17 protein-coding genes and 1 pseudogene are annotated in these 21,794 nt (G+C 58.2%); 10 read left to right on the top strand and 8 right to left on the bottom strand.

Annotated features, from left to right (window positions below; all coding sequences use genetic code 11):
* The first annotated feature begins 289 nt into the window (after nt 1–289).
* Nucleotides 290–2,113 carry a Mu transposase C-terminal domain-containing protein gene (locus IB230_RS01750; protein WP_192268135.1) on the top strand — a complete coding sequence of 608 codons (1,824 nt, stop codon included), beginning with the start codon at nt 290–292 and terminating at the stop codon, nt 2,111–2,113.
* Nucleotides 2,110–2,985, top strand: coding sequence for a TniB family NTP-binding protein (locus tag IB230_RS01745; protein ID WP_192268133.1), 876 nt, complete (start codon nt 2,110–2,112; stop codon nt 2,983–2,985). The genes IB230_RS01750 and IB230_RS01745 overlap by 4 nt, the downstream gene beginning before the upstream one ends.
* Before the next feature lie 1,999 nt (nt 2,986–4,984).
* Here the strand turns inward: IB230_RS01745 and IB230_RS01740 are convergent.
* On the bottom strand, nt 4,985–5,236 hold the full coding sequence (locus IB230_RS01740) for a helix-turn-helix transcriptional regulator (protein ID WP_192268131.1): 252 nt from the start codon (nt 5,234–5,236) through the stop codon (nt 4,985–4,987).
* Nucleotides 5,237–5,344: 108 nt separating this feature from the next.
* Between IB230_RS01740 and IB230_RS01735 the strand changes: the two genes are divergently transcribed.
* A complete protein-coding gene (locus IB230_RS01735) occupies nt 5,345–5,701 on the top strand; it encodes a hypothetical protein (RefSeq protein ID WP_192268129.1) in 357 nt (118 codons plus the stop codon).
* Nucleotides 5,702–6,280: 579 nt separating this feature from the next.
* On the opposite strand, the gene IB230_RS01730 is transcribed toward IB230_RS01735, so the two are convergent.
* The gene (locus IB230_RS01730) at nt 6,281–7,171 is read right to left on the bottom strand and encodes an NAD(P)/FAD-dependent oxidoreductase (protein ID WP_192268127.1); all 891 of its coding nucleotides are present in this window, start codon (nt 7,169–7,171) and stop codon (nt 6,281–6,283) included.
* 187 nt (nt 7,172–7,358) lie between these two features.
* On the opposite strand from IB230_RS01730, the gene IB230_RS01725 reads away from it, so the two are divergent.
* Nucleotides 7,359–7,721: a hypothetical protein gene (locus tag IB230_RS01725; RefSeq protein WP_192268125.1), complete on the top strand. Its 363-nt coding sequence runs from the start codon at nt 7,359–7,361 to the stop codon at nt 7,719–7,721.
* Here IB230_RS01725 and IB230_RS19655 read toward each other — a convergent pair.
* Entirely contained in the window at nt 7,718–7,984 is a 267-nt protein-coding gene (locus tag IB230_RS19655) for a hypothetical protein (protein WP_225589129.1), read from the bottom strand. The genes IB230_RS01725 and IB230_RS19655 overlap by 4 nt on opposite strands.
* Nucleotides 7,985–8,186: 202 nt before the next feature.
* Between IB230_RS19655 and xth the strand changes: the two genes are divergently transcribed.
* The 5 genes from xth to IB230_RS01700 all read left to right on the top strand — a co-directional run bounded on the left by xth (nt 8,187) and on the right by IB230_RS01700 (nt 13,900).
* Nucleotides 8,187–8,981 (top strand): exodeoxyribonuclease III, encoded by a 795-nt coding sequence (gene xth / locus IB230_RS01720; RefSeq protein ID WP_192268123.1) that lies wholly within the window; start codon nt 8,187–8,189, stop codon nt 8,979–8,981.
* A gap of 323 nt (nt 8,982–9,304) precedes the next feature.
* Entirely contained in the window at nt 9,305–9,913 is a 609-nt protein-coding gene (locus IB230_RS01715; protein WP_192268121.1) for a spore coat protein, read from the top strand.
* An 85-nt stretch (nt 9,914–9,998) separates the two neighbouring features.
* Nucleotides 9,999–12,392: a catalase gene (locus tag IB230_RS01710; protein ID WP_192268119.1), complete on the top strand. Its 2,394-nt coding sequence runs from the start codon at nt 9,999–10,001 to the stop codon at nt 12,390–12,392.
* A gap of 6 nt (nt 12,393–12,398) precedes the next feature.
* Nucleotides 12,399–13,169, top strand: a complete 771-nt coding sequence (locus IB230_RS01705) for a DUF72 domain-containing protein (RefSeq protein WP_192268117.1) — start codon at nt 12,399–12,401, stop codon at nt 13,167–13,169.
* On the top strand, nt 13,169–13,900 hold the full coding sequence (locus tag IB230_RS01700; protein WP_192268115.1) for a DNA-formamidopyrimidine glycosylase family protein: 732 nt from the start codon (nt 13,169–13,171) through the stop codon (nt 13,898–13,900). Before IB230_RS01705 ends, IB230_RS01700 begins: the two co-directional genes overlap by 1 nt.
* A gap of 108 nt (nt 13,901–14,008) precedes the next feature.
* Here IB230_RS01700 and IB230_RS01695 read toward each other — a convergent pair whose 3' ends face one another.
* On the bottom strand, nt 14,009–15,172 hold the full coding sequence (locus tag IB230_RS01695) for a zinc-dependent alcohol dehydrogenase (RefSeq protein WP_192268113.1): 1,164 nt from the start codon (nt 15,170–15,172) through the stop codon (nt 14,009–14,011).
* Between the two features lie 270 nt (nt 15,173–15,442).
* On the opposite strand from IB230_RS01695, the gene IB230_RS01690 reads away from it, so the two are divergent.
* Entirely contained in the window at nt 15,443–15,640 is a 198-nt protein-coding gene (locus tag IB230_RS01690; RefSeq protein ID WP_192268111.1) for a hypothetical protein, read from the top strand.
* Between the two features lie 77 nt (nt 15,641–15,717).
* Here IB230_RS01690 and IB230_RS01685 read toward each other — a convergent pair whose 3' ends face one another.
* From IB230_RS01685 to IB230_RS01670, 4 genes and pseudogenes are all read right to left on the bottom strand, one after another.
* Nucleotides 15,718–16,440 (bottom strand): SOS response-associated peptidase, encoded by a 723-nt coding sequence (locus IB230_RS01685; protein ID WP_192268109.1) that lies wholly within the window; start codon nt 16,438–16,440, stop codon nt 15,718–15,720.
* A 218-nt stretch (nt 16,441–16,658) separates the two neighbouring features.
* A complete protein-coding gene (locus IB230_RS01680) occupies nt 16,659–17,786 on the bottom strand; it encodes a catalase family protein (RefSeq protein WP_343227238.1) in 1,128 nt (375 codons plus the stop codon).
* A 157-nt stretch (nt 17,787–17,943) separates the two neighbouring features.
* Nucleotides 17,944–20,574 (bottom strand): excinuclease ABC subunit UvrA, encoded by a 2,631-nt coding sequence (locus IB230_RS01675; RefSeq protein WP_192268105.1) that lies wholly within the window; start codon nt 20,572–20,574, stop codon nt 17,944–17,946.
* A gap of 269 nt (nt 20,575–20,843) precedes the next feature.
* Nucleotides 20,844–21,530 (bottom strand): annotated as a pseudogene (locus IB230_RS01670) (response regulator transcription factor); the annotation flags it as partial.
* Nucleotides 21,531–21,794: the final 264 nt, after the last annotated feature.

The following is a 21,794-nucleotide window of genomic DNA, read 5'->3' as shown; positions in this document are numbered from 1 at the left end:
ATTTCTGGTAATGCCTTAGGTGGTTATTCTAAGTATTTGATATGCCATAGCTTTTCTGGGCAAAAACGAGTATGACTTAGGAGCGTTCTTTCGGCGGAGAAACCTTTCATGACCTAGCGGTTCGGGATGTCCTAGGGGCTAGAAATGCAAAGGCCCGAGCGTGTGGTGCGCTCGGGCCCGAATTGCATACACGGTTTGTCCGCCGATGGATCTAGCCTGCTCCTGCTTTTTCCTTTCGTCAAGAGGGGAGAGGAGGGCATTTGCTTGCCGCGGGGTCGAGGAATCGACCATGCAATCTGGCTTGCGCGTTAAGGCCCTTGTGGCTGCTTTTGACGTGGTTCGCGGCACCGCCGCTGTCCATGAGGGCAGGGCAGTTCGGGTGATGGACGTGTGTGACCCAACCCGGATCCAAGTTCAGGTCGAGGGGACCCGCCAGCTTATCTGGGTGCGGGCGGAACAGCTTTCAGCCCCTGAGCCAGCCGGGCCGGTGCGTTTACTGGTTCCGGCGCACGACGCAGATCCTGATGCACAGAGGCAGGCCTTGGCCTGGAGCGATGCCTTGGGTCAGCTGCCGCTGCAACCAACCAGACAGCAGATCCGGTTGGTGGCCGTTGCCATGCAGGTCGACTCAAAGACCGTGCTACGGCGCTTCGACCGGTTCCTTGCCGACCCCAGCCCGCAATCGCAGCTGGCCATGCCCCCGGGACCGGCACTTGGCTCACGCCGATTGTCCGGAGCTCAAGAAGCGATCATCGACCGCGCAATTCATGAGGTCCATCTCCAACGCACTCGAGCACCGATGACGGCCGTGGCGGCGCGCGTACGCCAGCTGTGTGCCGAAGTTGGCATCAAGGCGCCTTCATACGGCGCGATCAAGAAGCGGATCAAGGCCGTGGATCCCATGAAGGCCGCGACCAAGCGCTTGGGAGCCGACCGCGCGTTGGCGGTACAGGCGCCCTCCGTGCGGGGGCTGGTCACCTACCGCCCGTTGGAGATGGTGCAGATAGATCATGCGCTGGTCGATCTGGTCGTGGTGTGCCCGAAAACGCGTCAACCCATTGGCCGCCCGTGGATCACGGTGGCCATCGATGTGCACACACGTTGCGTGGTCGGCTACTACCTGAGCATGGACCCACCGACGCAGACCTGCGTGGCGCTATGCCTGGCCCACGCCTGTCTGCCTAAGCACGATTGGATGCGCCGCCTGGACTTGGACATTGAGTACTCGATGTTCGGTAGATTTGAGGCAGTCAGCTGGGACAACGCCAAGACCTTTAGGGCCTCCGGTATCCAAGCGCAGTGTGAGCGTTATGGAATACGCGTGCACTTGCGGCCGGTCAAGAAGCCGCATTACGGCGCCTACATCGAGCGGTACATCGGCAACCTGATGGGGAAGATCCATTTGCTCCCCGGCACTACCTTCTCCAACCCCCAGCAGCGCAAGGACTACGCGTCGGAACGTCACGCGATCATGACGCTCCAGGAGTTGGCCGCTTGGCTAGGCAACGAGATCGCCGGGGTCTACCACCATAGTCCCCATCGCGGCTTGGAGGGCAAGACGCCGGCCGAGAAGTGGCAAGCAGGCTGGATTAGGCCCGACGGCAGCATTGGCCTGCCATCGATGATCGCCAATCCACGCCATTTTCTAATCGGACTGCTGCCTCGAGACTTACGCGCAGTAACGCGGGAGGGCATCTCGAAGTTCGGGCTGCGCTACTGGGATCCAGCCATCGCCCAGCTGATCAACGACGGGCGCCGGCATCACGTGCACTACCACCATGGCGATCTGACCAAGGTGTTCCTGCACTACCAAGGTGACTACATCGACGTTCCGTTGCTGGATCGGACACGACCGCCTTTCACCTATTACGAGTTGCGCGAGGCCAAGCGCACATTGGACACCCAAGTGCGCTCGCGTGCACGCGAAGAAGTGATCTTCGCCGCAATGGCCCGGCAACGACAGATTCAGGATGAGGCGGCTGCAACATCCAAGCGAGTGCGCCAAAAGCAGGCCCGGCGTGCGCCTGTCACCGCACTGACGCCGCCCGCGGTGAGCGTGGACTACAGCCAGCCCATTGCGCCGGTCAACTTCGAGGAGGCGGACGAGATATGAAATCCTACTCACACCTGCATCCTGACACCGCCAAGGTCTTGCTGCTGAGCGCTCAAGAGCGGTGCGAGTACTTACGAACGCTGCGTTTCGTGCCCTATCCGGCAGGGCTGGCGGCTTTGCGCTGGTTACGTCATTTGAAAGCCACCGAATATGGACGTGATCGTCCTCGCAGCATGCATTTGATCGGGGCGGCAGGGATGGGCAAATCCCGTTTACTCAAGCATCACGCCCAGCTGCATGGTCAAGATGAGCGAGACACCGAGGGTCATCGCGCAAGGCCGGTGGTACTGATCGAGATGCGCAATGGTGACTACAAGGCTTTGTGCACGGACTTGATCGCGGCCTGCTTACTCGATTTCCGGCCCACCCGGCCGGGAAACTATCTCGACCGCGTCGTGCCGGTTCTGCGCGAGTCAGGCGTGCGGCAGATCCTTATCGATGAGGCAGGCCACCTATTGCTGGGCGGCAAGCACAGTCAGCAGCAGTGTCTCGCACTTCTAAAGACGATCACTAACCAAGGCATCACACTCTGCATTGCCACCACCGAGAACATGAAGCCGGTGCTGGCCGCTGACGAGCAACTGAGTTCTCGCTTCATGCAAGTGCGACTACCGCATTGGACCGAGTCGCAAGAGTTGCGCCAGTTTCTGGCTGGAATCGAATCCCAACTGCCGCTTCCGGAGCCATCGCGGCTGGATCAAGTCAAGGTCGTGCGCTGGCTGGTGAGCCAAGGCTACACGATCACATCTGCCCTCGTCGATTTGCTCCGGGACGTGGCCACGGTGGCCATCAGGGCTGGGCACACCCACATCACTTTGGAGCTGATCAAGGAGGTTGCCGAGGCGATCATGCCGCCGGACACGGGTGCGTAATGGATTTCTCGTCGTTGCCGCGTTGGCCCATCCCGTTGGCCGGTGAGACTCGGCATTCCTGGCTGAAGGCTGCGGTTCGCCTCCACCCCTTGGATGAAAGAGACTGGTGGGCAATGGTGCAGGCCTCCCCCCGAGAGCCTGAACGCCCTAATCGAGGAACGTCTTGGAGCGGGTTTCCGCGAGAGTTAGGAAACATCCGGACCATCGCGCCCACATGGCGCTTGGCGTCTGCGCAACGACGTGTCTATTGTCCCCACTGCTTCGTCATGCAGGGGAGTCAGATTCGTTGGCCGACTCATGTCAGTTGGCTGGACGTGCGCCAGCTGACATGTTCAGTACATGCATGCGCGCTGGTGTATCGCGACCCTATGCAGGGAGAGGATCCTGGACACGCTCAGTGCCTCGCCCTACCAGAGTTAGTTGAGGTCTACACATGGACGCAACAATGGCAACGTATGGACGGAATTTCAGGAGACGCGCAACAGGAGACCCGGTGGCGTCGAGACCTTGTCCATATGATGTGCAGGAACTGGACGCCTGCACGCTCTCATTCGGCTGCCGGCCTCGGTGCATGGGAGCTATGGCAGATGGGATGGCATGGCCAAGAAATGAGCGGAAGACTCAATGCCAGTGAGCCGGGGAGGCTGGGAGTGTTGTCCGCACCAGAGCGGCTAGGAACTCTACTCTTAGCCTATCGCACGTGGCGCTGCTTCCAGTCTTGTTCGGCTAGTGTTCCGCGCTTGCCACCAAGGGCGTGGTACTGGCTGAGGCGCCGATGGCTTCATCGGCTTGAAGGCGATGCGCGCAGGCGGTTTCTAGCGCTTGTCTCGGCAATGGGAGCGAATTGAGAGTGAGGCCTCGCGCTAGGGCTAGAACTGAGGCCTCCATTCGACAACTTCTCGCTGGCCGGCCTAGATCCGGTTGACCAGTACTGATCACGCTCGGTGGAGTCGCAATGGACTTTTCAACGCTTCCTGTACTTCCTACGCCTCTGAATACAGAGGCCCGCCAGTCATGGATGCGAGCAATAGGGATAATTACCCCAATTTATGAGTCAGATTGGCGAGAGATGGTTGGCGCGTGTCATCGCGAACCCGAACGTCCAGCGAAAGGGAGGCGCTGGGAAGGACTCCCGGCCGAACTAGGGGATATTGATGAGATAGAACCGCGGTGGCGCTTGGGCGCTGCGCAAAGACATGTCTTCTGCAGCAGGTGCTATGTCAAGCAACAGGGTGGTCGGCGCTGGCCAACATGCATTTCGTGGCTCGATGCTCGCCAGCTGACTTGTCCAACTCATCGTTTCCCGCTGGTTTACAGATACCCCGGTTTTGGCATCGATCATGGCCATACTGCGTGCAAGTTTGAGCATGATCTTTTTGATCTATATGACTGGACACATCAGTGGATACTTCTGGACTTCTCGAGAAGACTCGATGCTCAAGAAGAGTCACGTTGGCGCCACGACTTAGTTCATGCCGCGATCCGCAACTGGACTCCAATAAGGGCACGTCCCAATGCAAAGGTAGGCGCGCGCCAGCTCGCACGCTTAGGGTGGCGAGATCAGGGTCGCCTCGAAATGCACAATCCAGGATATCCGGGACGCTTAGGTGACCTGGCGCCACCCGAGCGTATCGGAGGGTTGCTGTTAGCGCATAGATGCTGGCGCTACTTTAGAGGAGAACAAACGCAGTTTCCGCCATCTCTACCTAGGCGTGCTTGGCGATGGCTGGCACGTCGACAAGCTAGGTTACCATCAAGCAAATCTGAGGCAATCGAGAAATTGATCCGTAAGTAGAGCTAGCGATGAGGTCGTCAAAGACCCTCGCCATTGCCACACGCACGCATGCCACTTGCGCTCCGCATCAGGGATACCAACTGCATGTCTCTGCGGCTTCGCCCGTGAGCCCTTCGAGAAGCTGAGAGGTGTGTTGCAACTGGCCACTGACACCCTGTCACTCTGCAGCAGGCTCGGGAGCATCGTCCCACGCGGAGTCGCCAGCTAAGCACTCCGCTGACGTGACGCGGCCAAATGTATTGCTTGTTCAGGTGTCAAGCCGAGCGCCTCGGTCAGGCTTAGAAACTCGATCACATCCAGTCTACGGGCGCCGGCCTCAACTGCCGAGAGGCGCTGCTGGGGCCAGCCCAAAACCTTAGCCAAGTCCGACTGCGAAAGACCAGCGTCCTCCCGTAGCGCGCGTAGGCGCGCCACGAGTTTCCGATGGGCAGCGGTATATATTGTCTTGGCGGCCATGGTCGCGTCTTAGTAGCGACCGAGAATCTATGGCAGCGCCTCCGATTACATGAAAATCGTGTGGAATGGCGCTAAGATCAGAAGCTCCCAAGCCCGGGTTGCAGCCCCATGGCGTTCTATCTGATTTCGCCGGCCCTCGAGATGGCTATCGAGTTGAATCTGTCTGAGGAAGTGCAGTCTGCAATGGCACTGCAGTGGAGCCGGTTGCAAGACGGGAAACAGATGGATGCATTTGTCCGACGTGTAACGGATCAGTTGGAAAGCGGCTTATCGGACGCCTTGGATTGGGATATCAAGAGGCCGACCGCGGCTCAGACGTCCTTTGCCATAGCCCTCTCAAAAGAGCTGGATGTAGTGATTCCTCGCGATGCGATGAACTATCGAGGCCAGATGCACGCCTTCATCGATCAGCACGCACCCTTAGCAAAGCAACGGTGGATCGGCAAATCGAAGAAGACTCGCTAGTACTGCATCCACTAGGGTCGAAGTTCATGACCCAGGCTGCACTCGGAGGAAAGCGAAGATCGGGAATTGCAGATGGCGCCACTTGTGCGATTAGGGATCGTTATCAGGGGTAGGGGACATGGCAGCTGTCGACCCATAGCGGACATTGCCTCATGTGCGCTAGCCGATTGCGAAAGAAGGCTTTCAGTTGTGGCGGGCTGTGGTTACGCCGATAGCATGTTGGCTGCTAGGCTTCGGCGATCGGGGTGACGACTCGCTGTATTCGCCAAGCTACGTATCGCTCGCATCGTTGAAATTTTGGGCGAGATCGGAAGGTCAGGGCCTACAGATCATGGCCTGCGAGGGTCATTGGCTAAAGGAACATCACTTTCGATAGAGATCGAGGACACGGAAGCAACCAGACTCTGGCTTGCGTCAGGAATAAGCACTTTTCGATAGCGGAGTCGAACATAACCGGTGAATTCAAGTCAGAGGGTGCTGAGTTCTTCGAGTGGCTGAGGCGGGCGGACGATACCCAAAGTTTCCGACATAAGCCCATCGGGTGATAGGTGTGATGGTCCTAATCATTCCACGGCTTTGTCATCTTGGTGCAGGAGGAAGGGTTCGGTGTATTGCGCTAGCCGCGATCGCGGCATGACCAAAAGCCACCGCGATCTGATTGAGGTCGGTTACTACATCTCCGACCGCAAAGAGGCCCGTTTGCGAGGTCTCCATATGCTCGTTCGTGATCACGGCGCCATCCTCATCGACTTTTGCCCCCGCCAAACGCGCCAACTCACCGCGAGCAGGTGCCCCCATGGCTGCGTAGACCAAGTCGAACCTGTGGCTGCGCCCCTGCGTATCGATCACTTCCCACGCCCCTTCTTTGCACGACAAGCTTTGAAGGGCGGCCAGCACCACTAGCCCTGCGGTATCAAAAGCAGCGTTAGCGTCCTGAGCAGGCTCGTCAATCGGAACTACAGTGATGTCAGCAGAGAACGTGGTCATGTAGCGGGCATTGGCGGCCGCTTTAGCCAGTGGGCCTACCACGGCAATTCGCTGGTCTGTGGCCTCGTAGCCGTCGCACAGCGCGCAGGACCGCAGCAAACCGTTGCGCAACGCCTCTTCGGGATCGCCAGACGCCAGCGTAGGCAGGCGATCAACCACGCCAGTGGCAAGCAGCACAGTGGGCGAGTCCCAGGTTTCACCGTCAGCCTCGATGCGCCAGGTTCCAGACTCCCGATGAATGGAGCTGACCCTCTTTGGATTGACCGTCGCCCCGTAGGTAGCCGCCTGTTCACGCAAACGGTGAAGCAGCTCATTGCCCGACACGCCCAAGGGAAAGCCGGGACAATTGTGACTTTCCGGGATCCACCGCGCCCGGCTACGGCCGTCGTCGAAGACCATGACCCTTCGATGCAGGCGCCGCAGGTAGGTGGCTGCGGTGAGTCCGGCAGGACCACCGCCGATGATGATGCAGTCAAGTTCCATGCTGATCCCTAAGAGGGTTGAGCTCGCCTACCTACAGCCTGACATGGCGCATCTCGCCTTGCACTAGGACGAGCGGATCTCCGCCTGACACGGGTTTCACAGCGCTGGATGTAGTGATGACGACGAGCCTGAGGCTGCGTCGGCGCGCTATCAGGCTGAGCGTCAGCCGACATGTCCGGAGAGAGCCATGGCGCCCTTAGATCCAGTGCGCTTCCAACGTTTGGTAGATTTCCTCAACCAGTCAGGTGGGGTAGGTAAGTGCCTGCCTTACCCCGACATGACCCCCATACCAATCGGCTTCAATGATTTTGCCAAGAAGGATTTCAAAGGTGTGGAAGCTGAGTGGTCTGATGTATGTCCTGCTTACGCGCTGGGATTGGTGTCGGTAGGGAGCTACGACCTTCCTCAAGACGACTCAGAAATGGAAATTCTTTGGGACGAGTTGGGCGGCAACTCGACCAAGCTATGGCCGGAAGTGCGGGACATCGTGATGCGATCCTGGGCTTGGCTGGACGCTCACCATCCTTCAGTAGAGACCGGTGAGAGTTAGGTGGACCTATCCCGGTCCTTCCGCCAGACGACCCATTGGCCGATGAGTGCAGTGAGAAGAATAAGGGAGTTCGTTGTAATGAAGACCCAGTTCTCTAGCAGCCAGCTGTAGACGATGAACCCCACAGACGCCGCTATCTGGCCGACAAAGAGCCATCTAGAGACACCCTCTGCATCTTTGTTGGCGGCCTGCTTGTGAATCTGTTTCACCAGCGTGGCCAGGAGGATAGCGGAGGCGAGCCAACCAACTACATCGGGCGACATTAGCGTTCCTTGTGCTATAGAGCAGGTAAGACGTTTGTTCTCAATCTCCCACATCCGAACTCATTGGACGCTTAGGCATGTGTTTGCAGTGTCTTCGTGCGAGCAGAAACGATTTACGGCAGCGTTATGAGGTATGGATTGCAGGGGAGGGCGAGATCCCTTCGCTTTCACACCAACGACTATGGCTTAGGCGGGCAACCTCATGGCACGAGCCAAGACGCTAAAAATCGCGACTTCTAACGTCAATGGCATCAGCTCCCGTCTGCCACATCTCTTGGCATGGCTAGAGAAAGAGAAGCCCGACATTGTTGCCCTTCAGGAGCTCAAATCTGTCGACAGTGCATTCCCGGAAGCGGACATCAACGAGGCAGGTTACGGCGCAATCTGGCAGGGTCAGCGTTCTTGGAATGGCGTGGCCCTTCTGTCGCGCGGCCAAGATCCAATTGAGAGCCGACGAGGCCTTCCAGGGGATCCAAAGGATGATCAGAGTCGTTACATAGAGGCGGCGGTGCACGGGATCGTGGTGGGGTGTGTCTACCTCCCCAACGGAAATCCCCAGCCTGGCCCCAAGTTCGACTACAAGCTCAAGTGGATGTCTCGGCTACACCGACATGCCAAGACCTTGGTAGATCTCCCACATCCGGTCGCCCTGATTGGTGACTTCAATGTCGTCCCCACTGATGAGGACATTTACGATCCCAAGGGATGGCGACGGGACGCCTTGTTACAGCCAGAGTCGCGCGAAGCTTACTTCCGGCTACTCGAACAAGGTTGGACAGACAGCCTATTGAAAATTTACGGACCGGGCAGAGGGCTCTACACGTTCTGGGACTACTTCCGCCAACACGCTGAACGGGATCGGGGGTTGCGAATTGACCACTTGTTGCTCAATCCCGTCCTTTCCAAGCGTCTCAAGAGTGCTGGAGTAGATCGGTGGGTGAGGTTGCTGGAGAAAGCCAGCGATCATGCCCCTGCTTGGATTGAAGTCACTAGATGACGTTCAGTTAGCGTGGTCACGTGATGCTCACCACCTAGCTCAGCGCTCTTACCGTCTGTCCGACGGAAAAGTCGTAAGCAGTTCTGTGCAGCATGAGAAGCGCTGATCGATCAGGCGGGTCGATGTTCCCCGATGAATTGGCAAACGGTAGCCGTTGAGCTTCTTTATCGTGGGAATTGAGGGACGTTCTTGCTATTGAACTGCATTCCGAAAGGCGCAGCGATGTTGATTCTTCGGCGCGCGGAAGGTGCAGTGCTCACGCGACATTCGCGGGGACAGGATGAGTATCCGGACTCCTTCCTCCCCAGCTAATGGAGTCAGAAATGGCAAGCAAGGGCTATGAGCAAAGCGGTGTCAAGGAACTACTCCTTCAGGCGCTGGAAACCGAACGCGGTGGCATCAAGATCTACACGGCAGCAGTCAATGCCGCCGTAAATGATGATCTTCGCGAAGAGTGGCAGGAGTATCTGGAGGAGACAGAGCATCATGAGGAGGTGCTTACCCAGGTCTTCGGAGAACTGGGCATGGATACCGAGGAAATGAGTCCCGGTCGTGAAGTTTGCGCTCACCTAGGCGCCTCATTGGTGGCAGCTATCGAGATGGCTCAAGCGAACGCAGATCCCGCTGCTGCAGAGTTGGTGGCATGCGAGTGTGTAGTGTTGGCTGAGACCAAGGATCACACGAATTGGGAACTGATCGGCAAGGTTGCCGAAGCCGCGGGCGGCAAGCTGGGCCAGGTATTGAAGGCAGCTTACGACGAGGTGGAGGACGATGAAGATCATCATCTTTACCACACCAAAGGCTGGTGCCGAGAGCTTTGGATTCAAAGCTTGGGAATGCCCGCGGTTCTACCTCCGCCGGAAGAGGTGAAGAAGGTCGAAACCGCCATCGGTGCGGCAAGAGCCGAACAGGCCCGCGAAGACATGTTGTAACCAAGAGCCCGCCAATTGGCGGGCTTACTTCTTTTAGAAGCCCCGCCATCAACGATGGATGGACTTACTCGATCAGGACTTACTCATGGCGACGTCACGCAAATCCAGCCCCAAAACCAAGAAGAACGTTGCAGGGGCTTCGGCCGTACGCAATTCAGACAGTTCGGCCTCAAAGGCCCCACCGCAGGGCTCGAATGACTTGGCGGCAGAGCAGAGCGCGGAGGTGGAGGCTACTGCTGCCGCCATGCCGTTCAACGAGAACAAGGCCGCTGAGCATGGGCGGGAAGGGGCACTGGATCCGCCCGAGGGCACCCAGATCATCCCTCCGTCCTCATTGGTGACTGCCAGCACCCTGGCGGAGACCAATACCTCGGAGAAACTAGGCACACGCGCAGAGGAAGGCGTGAATCCGATGGTCGGTTCCCTCGATCGCGTGCGTGTGGACAGCAGCGGCCAACGCCTGACCACGAATCAGGGTGTCCCAATCTCTGACAACCAGAACTCGCTGAAAGCAGGTCTGCGTGGTCCTGCACTGCTGAAGGATTTCATCCTCCGCGAGAAGATCACGCATTTCGACCACGAGCGTATTCCGGAGCGTATCGTGCATGCGCGTGGCTCAGCGGCCCACGGCTTCTTCGAAAGCTACGAGAATCAAAGCAAGCTGACTCGTGCCGCACCCTTCCAGGGGGCCGGCAAGATCACCCCGGTATTTGTCCGCTTTTCCACCGTGGCCGGCGAGCGCGGCAGCAAGGACACCGCCCGTGATGTGCGCGGGTTTGCCGTGAAGTTCTACACCGACGAGGGCAATTGGGACCTGGTGGGTAACAACATGCCCGTGTTCTTCATCCAGGATGCGATGAAGTTTCCCGATCTGGTGCATGCGGTTAAACCCGAACCGCAGCATGCCATGCCTCAAGCGGCGTCAGCCCACGACACCTTCTGGGATTTCGTGTCGCTGATGCCCGAGTCCACCCACATGCTGATGTGGCTGATGTCTGACCGCGCCATTCCTCGCAGCTACCGGATGATGCAAGGCTTCGGTGTTCACACCTTCCGCTTCGTCAACGACCAAGGCCAGTCGTCCTTCGTGAAGTTCCATTGGACACCTCTTCAGGGCACCCACGCTCTGCTTTGGGACGAGGCTGTGAAGATTTCCGGTTGCGACCCTGACTACCACCGACGAGATCTCTGGGAGGCCATCGAGGCGGGCGCGTATCCGGAGTGGGAGTTGGGCGTGCAAATATTCTCCGAAGAGGATGCTGAGCGTTTCTCGTTCGACATCCTGGACGCGACCAAGATCATCCCTGAAGAACTCGTGCCCGTTACCCCCTTAGGCCGCATGGTGCTCAACCGTAACCCGGACAATTTCTTCGCCGAAACGGAGCAGGTGGCGTTTTGCACGGCCCACGTGGTTCCGGGGATCGACTTCACCAATGATCCCTTGCTGGCAGGTCGAATTCACTCCTATGTGGACACTCAGCTGAGCCGACTGGGCGGGCCGAATTTCCACGAAATCCCGATCAACGCGCCCATCGCCCCCGTTCACAACAACCAGCGTGATGGGCTGCACCGCCAAGCCATTCACCGGGGCAAGGTTTCCTATGAGCCGAACTCACTGGGCGGCGGCTGTCCGTTTCAGGCCGGTGCCGCCGGGATTGTCTCGTTCCCCGAACCGGTTGAGCAGGACGAGGTTCGTGGCAAGCCCGAAAAGTTCGCCGAGCACTTCAATCAGGCGGCCCTGTTTTTCAATAGCCAGACTCCTGTGGAACAAGCCCATATTGCTGCCGCCTTCCGCTTCGAGTTGTCGAAGCTGACGGTGCCGGCGATTCGCCAGCGCGTCCTGTCCATGCTTCGCAGCGCCTCGGAAGACCTAGCGGCGCAAGTGGCTGAAGGGCTCGGCATGCCCCTCCCGGATGCCATGCCCCGGGCTCTCCCAGAGCCGCCCAAGGCAGAAGTGGACGTTTCCCAATCCTTATCGATGTTCGCCCACCCAGGGAAGGCGGGCGTGGCGACGCGTAAGGTTGCCATCTTTGTAGGCGACGGGGTCGACGGCGACCAAGTGGCAGAGGCCCAGCAGGCGTTGCTGGACGCCGGTGCGGTGGGTCGCCTGATTGGCCATCGGATTGGCGTCTTTACTGCGGCCGATGGCAGTGAGATCGACGCAGACGCCTCCTTCGAGAACGAGCCCGCCGTCCTGTTCGATGGGGTGATCCTTCCTGATGGGGAGGGCACGGCAAAGGGATGGGCGCGAGACGGGCGCGCTACGGAGTTCGTAAAGGAGCAGTTCCGACACCTCAAGACCATTCTGGCCCTGGGCGAGGCGGTCGCTTTCGTAGAGGGTGCCGGCGTGCTGAGGGATGAGGCCGATCCGGGGCTGCTGCTTCAGAACGAGCCGAATGAGGGCGCAGCGGGCCAGTTCCTGGAAGCGTTAGCCCTGCATAAGCACTTTGGGCGGGAAACGGATCCGCCTCTGTTATGAAGCCGAATGGCGGCTTCCATGACGGCGGCTAAGACTCGCCTGCAGATTGGGTGTGCAGGGTGGAGCATTCCCGCCGCTCAGCGCGGTCTCTTCGGTGAAGGTGAGACCGTGCTGGAGCGCTACGCGACGCTGTTCAATGCAGCTGAAATAAATTCCTCGTTCTATCGCTCCCATCAGGCCAAGACCTACGATCGCTGGGCGCAGGCGGTCCCTCGGTACTTCCAGTTCTCGGTAAAGATACCGAAGTCCATCAGCCACGAAGCCCGGCTGCAAGGCTGTGGCGCACTCTTGGATCAATTCATCGGTGAAGTTGAGGGGCTCGGTAGCAAACTCGGCGGCCTCCTTGTGCAGTTGCCGCCCTCAATGGGATTCGATGCACGAGTGACGTCCACGTTCTTTGCCATGGTCCGTAGACGAACGTCAGCCCCGATTGTTTGCGAGCCACGCCATCGCACCTGGTTTGAAGCCAGCGCTGAGCTTGCTCTCGAGCGATACGAGATCAGTCGAGCCGCTGCGGACCCTGCGATCACTGGCGAAGCCGCCACACCAGGTTCCTTTGGGCGCCTTCGCTACTGGAGGTGGCATGGATCGCCGCGGATGTATTACAGCAGCTACGGCGAAGACGCGTTGGCGACATTGGCCAATCAAGTGCGCGGACAACTCTCAAAGCGGGTATCGGCATGGGTCATCTTCGATAACACGGCGCACGGCTATGCCACTGCGAATGCGGCACGCCTGAAAACGCTGTTTTCAGTCGATCTAAAGGGTGAGCCCTGATGCCGGAAGGTCCTTCCATCCTCGTTCTCCGGCAGGAAGCTGCACGATTTAGAGGCAAGACGGTGCGGTCAGTGAGTGGGAACAGCACCCTGGACATCGAGCGCATGCAGGGCAGACGGATTGTCTCTGTGCGCAGCTGGGGCAAGCATTTCTTGCTCGAGTTCTCCGGCTTTAGCCTGCGCATTCATCTGATGATGTTCGGTTCCTACAGAATCGATGAAAAGAAGGCGGGCGCAAAACCACGGCTGTCCCTTCGCTTTGATAAGGGTGAGATCAATTTCTACACGTGTTCCTTGAAATACATCCAAGGTCCGCTCGAGGAGGCCTACGATTGGAGCGGCGATGTGCTGTCCGATCAATGGAGTCCAAAGAAGGCTAGAGCCAAGCTGAAAGAGATCCCCGATACGCTGGTATGCGATGCCCTGTTAGATCAGAACATCTTTGCTGGCGTGGGCAACATCATTAAGAACGAAGTGCTGTATCGCATCCGGGTCCAGCCAGCCAGCCTGGTGGGGGATCTGCCTCCCCGGAAATTGGGCGAGATGATCAAGCAGGCGCGCCAATACAGTTTCGACTTCCTGGAGTGGAAGAAGGCCTTCGTTTTGAAGAAGCACTGGTTGGTGCACACCAAACGGGTTTGCCCCAGTTGTGGTCAGCTCTTGACCAAAGCCTATCTGGGCAAGACGCAGCGGCGAAGCTTCTTCTGTGAGCGCTGCCAGGTTCTCTACTAGCTCAACCCGCAGACACGATACGTATGGGTAAGAGAACACCCCCGTGACGTGGTCGACGGGGGTGTTTGGCGGATCCCTTCTTTCGCTAAATCCTTTTGCCCGTGCCCGCTATGGGGTTAAGACAACCTTCCTGCAGTCGTCTTCTGCCTTATCGAACGTAGCGTAGCCTTCGGCGGCGTCTGCCAAGCTCATCCGATGGGAGATGATGATCTCCGGCTTGATGAGGCCGTTGCCTACGTGTTCCAGCAGCTCAGGCATGAGCGCCTGGGCATGGGTCTGGCCCATCTTGAAGGTCAGGCCCTTGTCGAAGGCGTCCCCGAACATGAACGCATGGATGAAGCCTGCATAGACGCCTGGCACGCTGACCGTGCCGCATCGGCGGGTGGCAGCGATGCACTGGCGCAGAGCAGCACCGCTGCTGCCTTCGATCTTGAGGTTGGTCAGGATGGTTTCCGTGGTGCTGCCCTTGGCCTCGAACCCTACCGCGTCCACGGTGGCGTCCACGCCACGACCGTTCGTCTGCTGCATGATCAGCTCAGCCGGGTCATCGACGTCTTTCATATTGATGGGTATGACGCCATAGGCTTGAACGGCGAAGTCGAGCCGATATTGCAACTCGTCCACCATGAAGATCTGTTCCGCGCCCAGCATTCGTGCGCACGCGGCAGACATCAAACCCACGGGTCCGGCACCGAAGATGGCCAGAGAGGAGCCTTTTCCGACGCCGGCGTTGCGCACGGCCTGATACCCAGTCGGTAGGATGTCAGAGAGAAACAGAACCTGTTCATCGGACAGGGCGTCAGGAATCGTTAGCGGCCCCACGTTGGCCTTAGGCACGCGGACATACTCGGCTTGGCCTCCCGGCACACCCCCATAGAGGTGGGTATAGCCGAACAGGGCGGCCGGGGGCTTGATCCCCTTCTGGTTGAGCGCCGCCCCCTTACCAGTGTTGGTGGTCTCGCATGCAGAGAACTCTTCCAGCAGGCAATGAAAGCACTGTCCACATGCGATAACGAAGGGAATGACCACGCGGTCACCCACAGCCACTTCGAAAACACCACTGCCGACCTCCTCCACGACACCCATGAACTCGTGGCCCAGAATGTCGCCGTCCTTGAGTGCCGGCATCTTGCCCCGGTAGAGATGCAGATCGGACCCGCAGATCGCGGTGGCGGTGACGCGCAGGATGATGTCGTCGTTCTGAACGAGACTCGGATCGGGAACTTCTTCAACGCGCACATCGTGCGAGCCGTGATAGGTCAGGGCTTTCATATGAATCCTTAGAGTGAGTTCTTCTCGTGTTTCAGTGAGGGGTTCTGCTTCATGGCGACTCGCAGGACTACACGTCTCGAGCTGTCTGAATAGGGATGAGATTAATCAGAAAATATTCTCCATTCGAGCCGAGCGTCATCACCTACTTCTACTCCTCAGACGTCAATGCGAAGTGAGGTTGAAAATACTTCTCACGGATCACGTTGCGCTCACTACATAGCGCCTAGCTTCGGTGTTACGACAAGTGCGTCGGTGATCAGGAGAATCGAAATGGGTAACAACCAAAACCAGAATGACCAGAACCAAGGTGGTCAGAAGCAGAACGATCAGCAGGGCCAAGGCCAAAACCGCGAGCAGAAAGGCCAGGGTCAGGGTCGTGACCAGCAGGAAGGTCAGAACCGCGATCAGAAGCAGACCACCGAGCAGCGGGCGAACGATCAGCAGAAAGAGCAGAATCAGAAGCGCTGATCAGCAGTGGTAGGAAGAGAATGCCCCGCGTTGAGCGGGGCATTTGTTTGGAGCGCTGCCTACGTCTTCTAGGCGCGTCAGTCACCATCCACCTCGTCAAATTCATCTTCGACAGTAGTCGGCTGCAAGTCTGGATCTACTGGTTCGAGCAGTGTGTAGTCTTCTCGCGTGGGGTCACCTATGGCGCGGGTTACGGGATAGCTCTCCAAAAGTGGGCGCTGGGCATGCCGCATCAAACTGCGGGGAGAGGACAGCGAGCCTCGCAGCCAGCGCAGCGCTTGGTCCGTGTCGAGGAACACGGGGCCATCAGGGGTAAGCGGGAGAGGAATCGAAGGATTGGGTCCGGTCAACAGCGCGAAGCTGTGCAGAAACGCTCCTTCTTCCCCTAACCAGGTTTCCCACAGGCCAGCAGCTAACAGTGTTAAGCCGTCCTGCCGCTGGATGAAACGCGGCCACGGTGGCTTACGCTGCCGATCCCATTTGTAATATCCGGTCATCGGAACAACGCAGGGCCGTTCTTTCCAGGCCTGAGCAAATATTCGGCTTTTTGGAGCGCGCTCAAGACGAGCTGTGACGGTGGTGTAGGGGGTTGCCGGTTCTTTGGACCAGCGCGGTATTAGGCCCCAGATCATCTCCGCGACACACAATTTTCCTTGCGCATCCATGGCCAGCACCAACGCTGGCTTTCCTTTGGCCACGTTATAGCGATCTGGGCCATCTATCAGCGCACTAGCCAAGACCTCGGGCAGCCCTTCGGGGAGAACGTCTGCAGTTGCTAATGCTTGGGCGAAGCGGCGCATAGCGAAACCGTATCTGACTCTGCGTGTAGGAGGCGTGGCGCACGTTTCAATGGTTGGTGTTCACACCTTCATCAAGCCTGACACTGGACACTGCTTTGGCGCCCAGTCGCCTTTACTGGTGGCGGGTTTGCGGTAGGGCCGGCATCCCCTGTGTCGGCCCTACCTTATTTGGGCTACAACGCATCTATAGCGCGGCGCTCGCTACGACTTCGGAATCTTCAGTCCCGCTGCGGAGTTTCCGCCGATAGATCGATGTCGTCGCCGTCAAGTCCACGCGCTGTTGGATCGAATCGGTGGGGCTCGGTAATAGGACATCGGTTGAAGGCGCTACGAAACTCCCTAGACGCCGCCATAACCTCGCGCCTAGCTCGGTTGACGCCACCCAACGGGCGATGGGCAGCCAAGCAATTCCATGGAGCAAAGGCCAGACCGACCTCCTGCTGCGCTGCTGCGTCAGACCAGCCCCGCTGAGGCGGCACATACACGGTGGCCACTGTCAGCCATGGGCTCTCCTCTTCCGACCACGGCACCGAAGCATCTTCCAATGGCATGTCGCTGAGGTTTCGGCACAACTGCACACGAAACTCCCACATCAGATCGTGATCCAGGGCGCTGGTGAGTTGATCAATAGCCTCTCGCTGGGTGTCGGACGAGCTTGAGATCGGGGCTCCTTCCAATGCAAGCAGTGCATTGTCAGACGGCGCGAGTGAGAATTTGGCTATGTAGCGCCCGTAGAGGAACGGCACCTGTGTGAAATAGGTCTCGCCAAGGGGATGACGCTGCGGCTCACCTCCCAATGCTTTCAATTTGTCACTGGGTGCGCCTAAAGCATCCAGTGCTGCTTCGGCTCCTCGCAGCGTGGCGGATATCACCGTCTTCGTTCGTGGCATTTTCTCTGTCGTGGAGGCCAGCAGTTTTGCTGGGCCCAAGAACTTGGCTGGAGTAGGCGCTGTAAATGTAGGTCCGTTGACCAGCAGGAAATCTTGGGTCTTCGCAGGCAAACTCTCCGGTAGCCGCTCACCTTCCACACCAATGATCTTTATTGCCACAGCTCGGGGTGTTGAAACCGAATCTGGCAACTGTTCTGCAGGAGGGGAGGAGAAGCGAATCAGCGCCTGATACAGGCCAGGAGATGAGAACAGACCTTGAGCGAGCTCAGGTGGCAGGTCGGCATGAACCTTGAAGGCTGCTCGCAAGAGCGCCTGACCTTTGGCGTGAACTGCTCGATGGGCCTGCCCCTCATGTTCGGCGACCGTGCTTGCCATGCGCACAAAGACTTCTTTCAGCTCCTCGATGGCGGCGCTTTCGCCTTCCTGGATCTGCTCCAATTCGGAGTGATAAAGCACGGGGTCTTGTAAGGCGGGCATATGAATCCCCACGTGTTGGATTTGCTTGGGAGCCTCAATCAACCCGACTGGCGTGCTGGGCGGCTTGCAGGCGACGACTACCCTGGCGAGCAGATGGATCCACCATACGCGCCATCCGTGTAAGGGCAGTGAAGCACTAAGGTGCCTGCTGCATTGCGCTTAGCAAGTAAGGAGCAGTAGCACTTCGCTTGGAGGTCGCAATCTTTGACGGTGATCCTTCCGCGACGATCCTGCCGCCTTGATCACCCGCACCCGGGCCCATGTCGACTACCCAGTCGCTGTCGGCGACCACGCGCATCTCGTGTTCCACGATCACCACGGTGTTCCCTGCGTCCACCAATCCTTGGAGTTGCGCCATGAGCTTATCGACGTCAGCCGGGTGAAGTCCCGTAGTGGGCTCGTCTAGAACATAAAGCGTGTCGCCGCGTTGGCTGCGTTGAAGCTCTGTGGCGAGTTTGATCCGCTGCGCCTCACCACCTGACAATTGCGTGGCCGGCTGTCCGAGTGTGAGATAGCCAAGACCTATATCTCGCAGCAACAGCAGTGGACGAAGAATGACTGGCTCACCTTCGAAGAGGTCGATCGCCGCGTCTACAGACAAGGCTAACACCTTGGCGATATCGTGCGAACGCCACGTAATCTCGAGCGTCTTTTCGTTGTAACGCTTACCATGGCAGGTCGGGCAGGGCGCGTAGACACTTGGCATGAAGAGCAACTCCACATGCACAGAGCCTTCCCCTTCACAAGTCGCGCAGCGGCCCTGCTCGATATTGAAGGAGAACCGGCCTGCACTGAATCGCCGCTTCTTTGCCGCGGGCGTGGCGGCGAACAACTTGCGCACATGGTCGAACAAGCCGGTATAGGTGGCCAGATTGGAGCGGGGCGTGCGCCCGATTGGCTTCTGATCCACGTTGACCAGTCGCTTGACCTGCTCAGCGCCTGAGACAATACCTCCCTGTGTCTTAGCCAGCGACTCGACGAGTGTCGGCTCACCGTCACCTTCCTCAGTGGGGGCGTGTCCCAGATGCTCACTCACCAGTTCGACCAGCGCCTGGCTCACGAGGCTGGACTTGCCCGATCCCGAAACCCCGGTAACCGAGGTTAGCACTGCCAGCGGAAATCGGACCTCCAAGTCGCGCAGATTGTTGCGATGAATTCCGCTGAGCACCAACCAGCCCGCCGGCTTTCGGGGCAAACGGGGTGCTACTTGGCTATTTGGAAACAGATAGCGACGGGTATGGGACCGCTCGACACTTCGAAGACCCTCAGGTGGTCCGTTGTAGATGACTTGGCCGCCCTCGGTGCCCGCGTCTGGCCCCACATCGACCAGCCAATCTGCCCGCCGAAGCATGTCCAGGTCGTGTTCGACCACAAAAAGCGTATTGCCGACGGCTTTGAGATCATCCAATGCGTCATGCAGGGCAGCAGCGTCCGCGGGATGCAGCCCGGCGGAGGGCTCATCCAACACATAGACAACGCCGAATAGGTGAGATCGGATCTGTGTGGCCAAGCGCAATCGTTGTAGCTCGCCCGATGACAGCGTCGGCGTGATCCGATCCAGGGATAGGTAGCCCAGTCCCAATGCCTGCAGGGAGGCAATTCGCTCGGTCAGATCCTGCGCAATGCGTTGGGCCGCGATCTGCTTCTCCTCCGACATGTCAGGGGTTCGCCGGACGTCAGAGCTGCCAGAATGGGCAGCACCCCCTTGGCTCACCCGCAGGCGGGCATCCTGCTTGCTTGTAGCTTTGCTTCTGGATTTGCCGCGCCCCTGGGGTGAGAACTGTCCCGAGGCCGCCGGCATCAGCACCTCAGCAATGCGGTTCAAGGGTAGGTGCGAGAGCGTGCCAATATCCAAGCCGGCGAAGGTGACAGACAGCGCTTCCCGCTTGAGACGCCCCCCTTTACACATGGGGCACACCGTGCCTTTCAGGAAGCGGGATACCCGCTTCTTCATCTGTGCGCTTTGGGTGGTCGCAAACGTATGAAGCACATACTTACGAGCACCTATGAAGGTGCCCATATAGCTGGGCTCCGTTTTGCGCCGCAGCGCCGCTCGGGTTTCCGCAGGAGTGAATCCGGCATACACCGGCACGCTAGGCTGTTCTTCGGTGTAGAGGATCCAGTCTCTGTCCTTCTTGGGAAGATCCCGCCAAGGCTTGTCGACGTCATAGCCAAGCGTTACCAGAATGTCGCGAAGGTTCTGACCATGCCATGCCGGTGGCCATGAGGCGATGGCACGATCGCGAATACTCAGGCTTGCGTCCGGCACCATGGATGATTCGGGAACGTCATACACATGTCCAAGCCCGTGACAGTGTGGGCAGGCGCCCTGAGGCGTATTAGGAGAGAAGTCTTCTGCATAGAGCATGCGCTGCTTGGCCGGATAGGTGCCGGCGCGCGAATAGAGCATGCGGAGCGAACTGGAGATCGTCGTCACGCTGCCTACGGTTGAACGCACATTGGGTGTCCCGCGTTGCTGTTGCAAAGCGACAGCAGGAGGCAAACCCTCGATTGAATCTACATCGGGCACGCCGACCTGATCAATCAGGCGCCTCGCGTAGGGAGACACAGACTCCAAGTAGCGGCGCTGAGCCTCGGCATACAGCGTCCCGAACGCCAGGGAAGACTTGCCTGAACCCGAGATGCCGGAGAACACCACCAGCGCGTCGCGGGGGATATCCAGATCAACGTTCTTGAGATTGTGCTCGCGTGCACCGCGGACGACGATGTATCCGTCTTCTTCAGACTTCTTCGTTCTTCTGCTCATGGCATACCCCTAAAGGCCATGCCAAAAGATGAGGCAAGCCGATTGAAGTGAGGATCGCATGCGCTTGGTGGAAGCGGGAGGGACTTGAACAATCAGGAATGAAGGCATTCGAACAGCCTGGAGAGGTGCCGAGCAGGCACGACGCAGGATGATCCTTGCCGTTGGGGAATCTAGTGCGATCTGGCCGTTGTGTCAGATAGCAGCATGTTCAGGCCGGTGCTCCCAGACCCATACAAACCGGAGGATTTCGCCGTGCTTTTGTGTGCGTGAGCGAGATCTGCCATGCGATACCCGGCACTTTGGACGGTATGTAGCAAAGGGTTATCGAACCCTCGGTCAATCAGCTTCCTGAGATTGTAAAGTTGGCTTCGCAGCACATCTGAATCCGGCAAGTCATCTCCCCAGAGCTCACGTTCAAGCTCTCTTCGACTCACTACCCGGGGAGACTCTCGCATAAGAATGTTCAATAACTTGGTCGCTGCTGGGGATAGTTCAATTTCCTTACCAGCTCGCTGAATGCGATGACACGAAGGATCGAACGACAAGTCTCCAACCCTGAATATTTGACGTCCCACCTCCTTGCGGCTGCGCCGTATAACGGCATGGAGCCTTGCCTCGAGTTCGCTAGGCGCAAATGGCTTAGTGAGGTAATCGTCGACACCCCGATCCAGACCGGCAATCTTGTCCTCAAGGAGGTCTCTTCCCGTCACCATGATGATAGGCGTAGGGACGCGAGCTTCGGTGCGGAGCTTTGTCACGATCTCTAGCCCATCAAGCCGGGGGAGATTGCCATCCATGATGATGGCGTCATATCGCGTCTCAATCGCCAGACGGTAACCTTCTTCACCATCATGGGCATAGTCGATCTCCATGCCCTTTGCTACCAGATAGCTACCAACTGACTCAGCAACGAGAAGGTCATCCTCGATAATGAGCACGAGTGCAAAGGCGGACATACGTGCTACCTACGAAGAGTAATCTTTGTAACTGTGCTCCAGAGAGCGTCACCCAAGCGTGAAAGAACGCCTTCACATCTTGGCATTCACGTTCAGATTGAGTGAGAAATGGTGGGGTTAATTCACGGCGTCGCTACAGGTGAAGGATCAGCCTGCATGTCCGAAGCGCTGCGACCGAAGGCGACGCTGAGGACTACGAATTCTAGACCTCACCCCCTTGGAGATAACCGATGAAGATTTCGAATGTTGCGCTTTCCGCCCTTA

Source organism: Pseudoxanthomonas sp. PXM01 (assembly GCF_014851815.1).
In the GTDB taxonomy this organism is placed as follows: Bacteria; Pseudomonadota; Gammaproteobacteria; order Xanthomonadales; family Xanthomonadaceae; genus Pseudoxanthomonas_A.
Note: the sequence above shows the minus strand (reverse complement) of the source record. Positions and strands in the feature narration are given on the sequence as shown.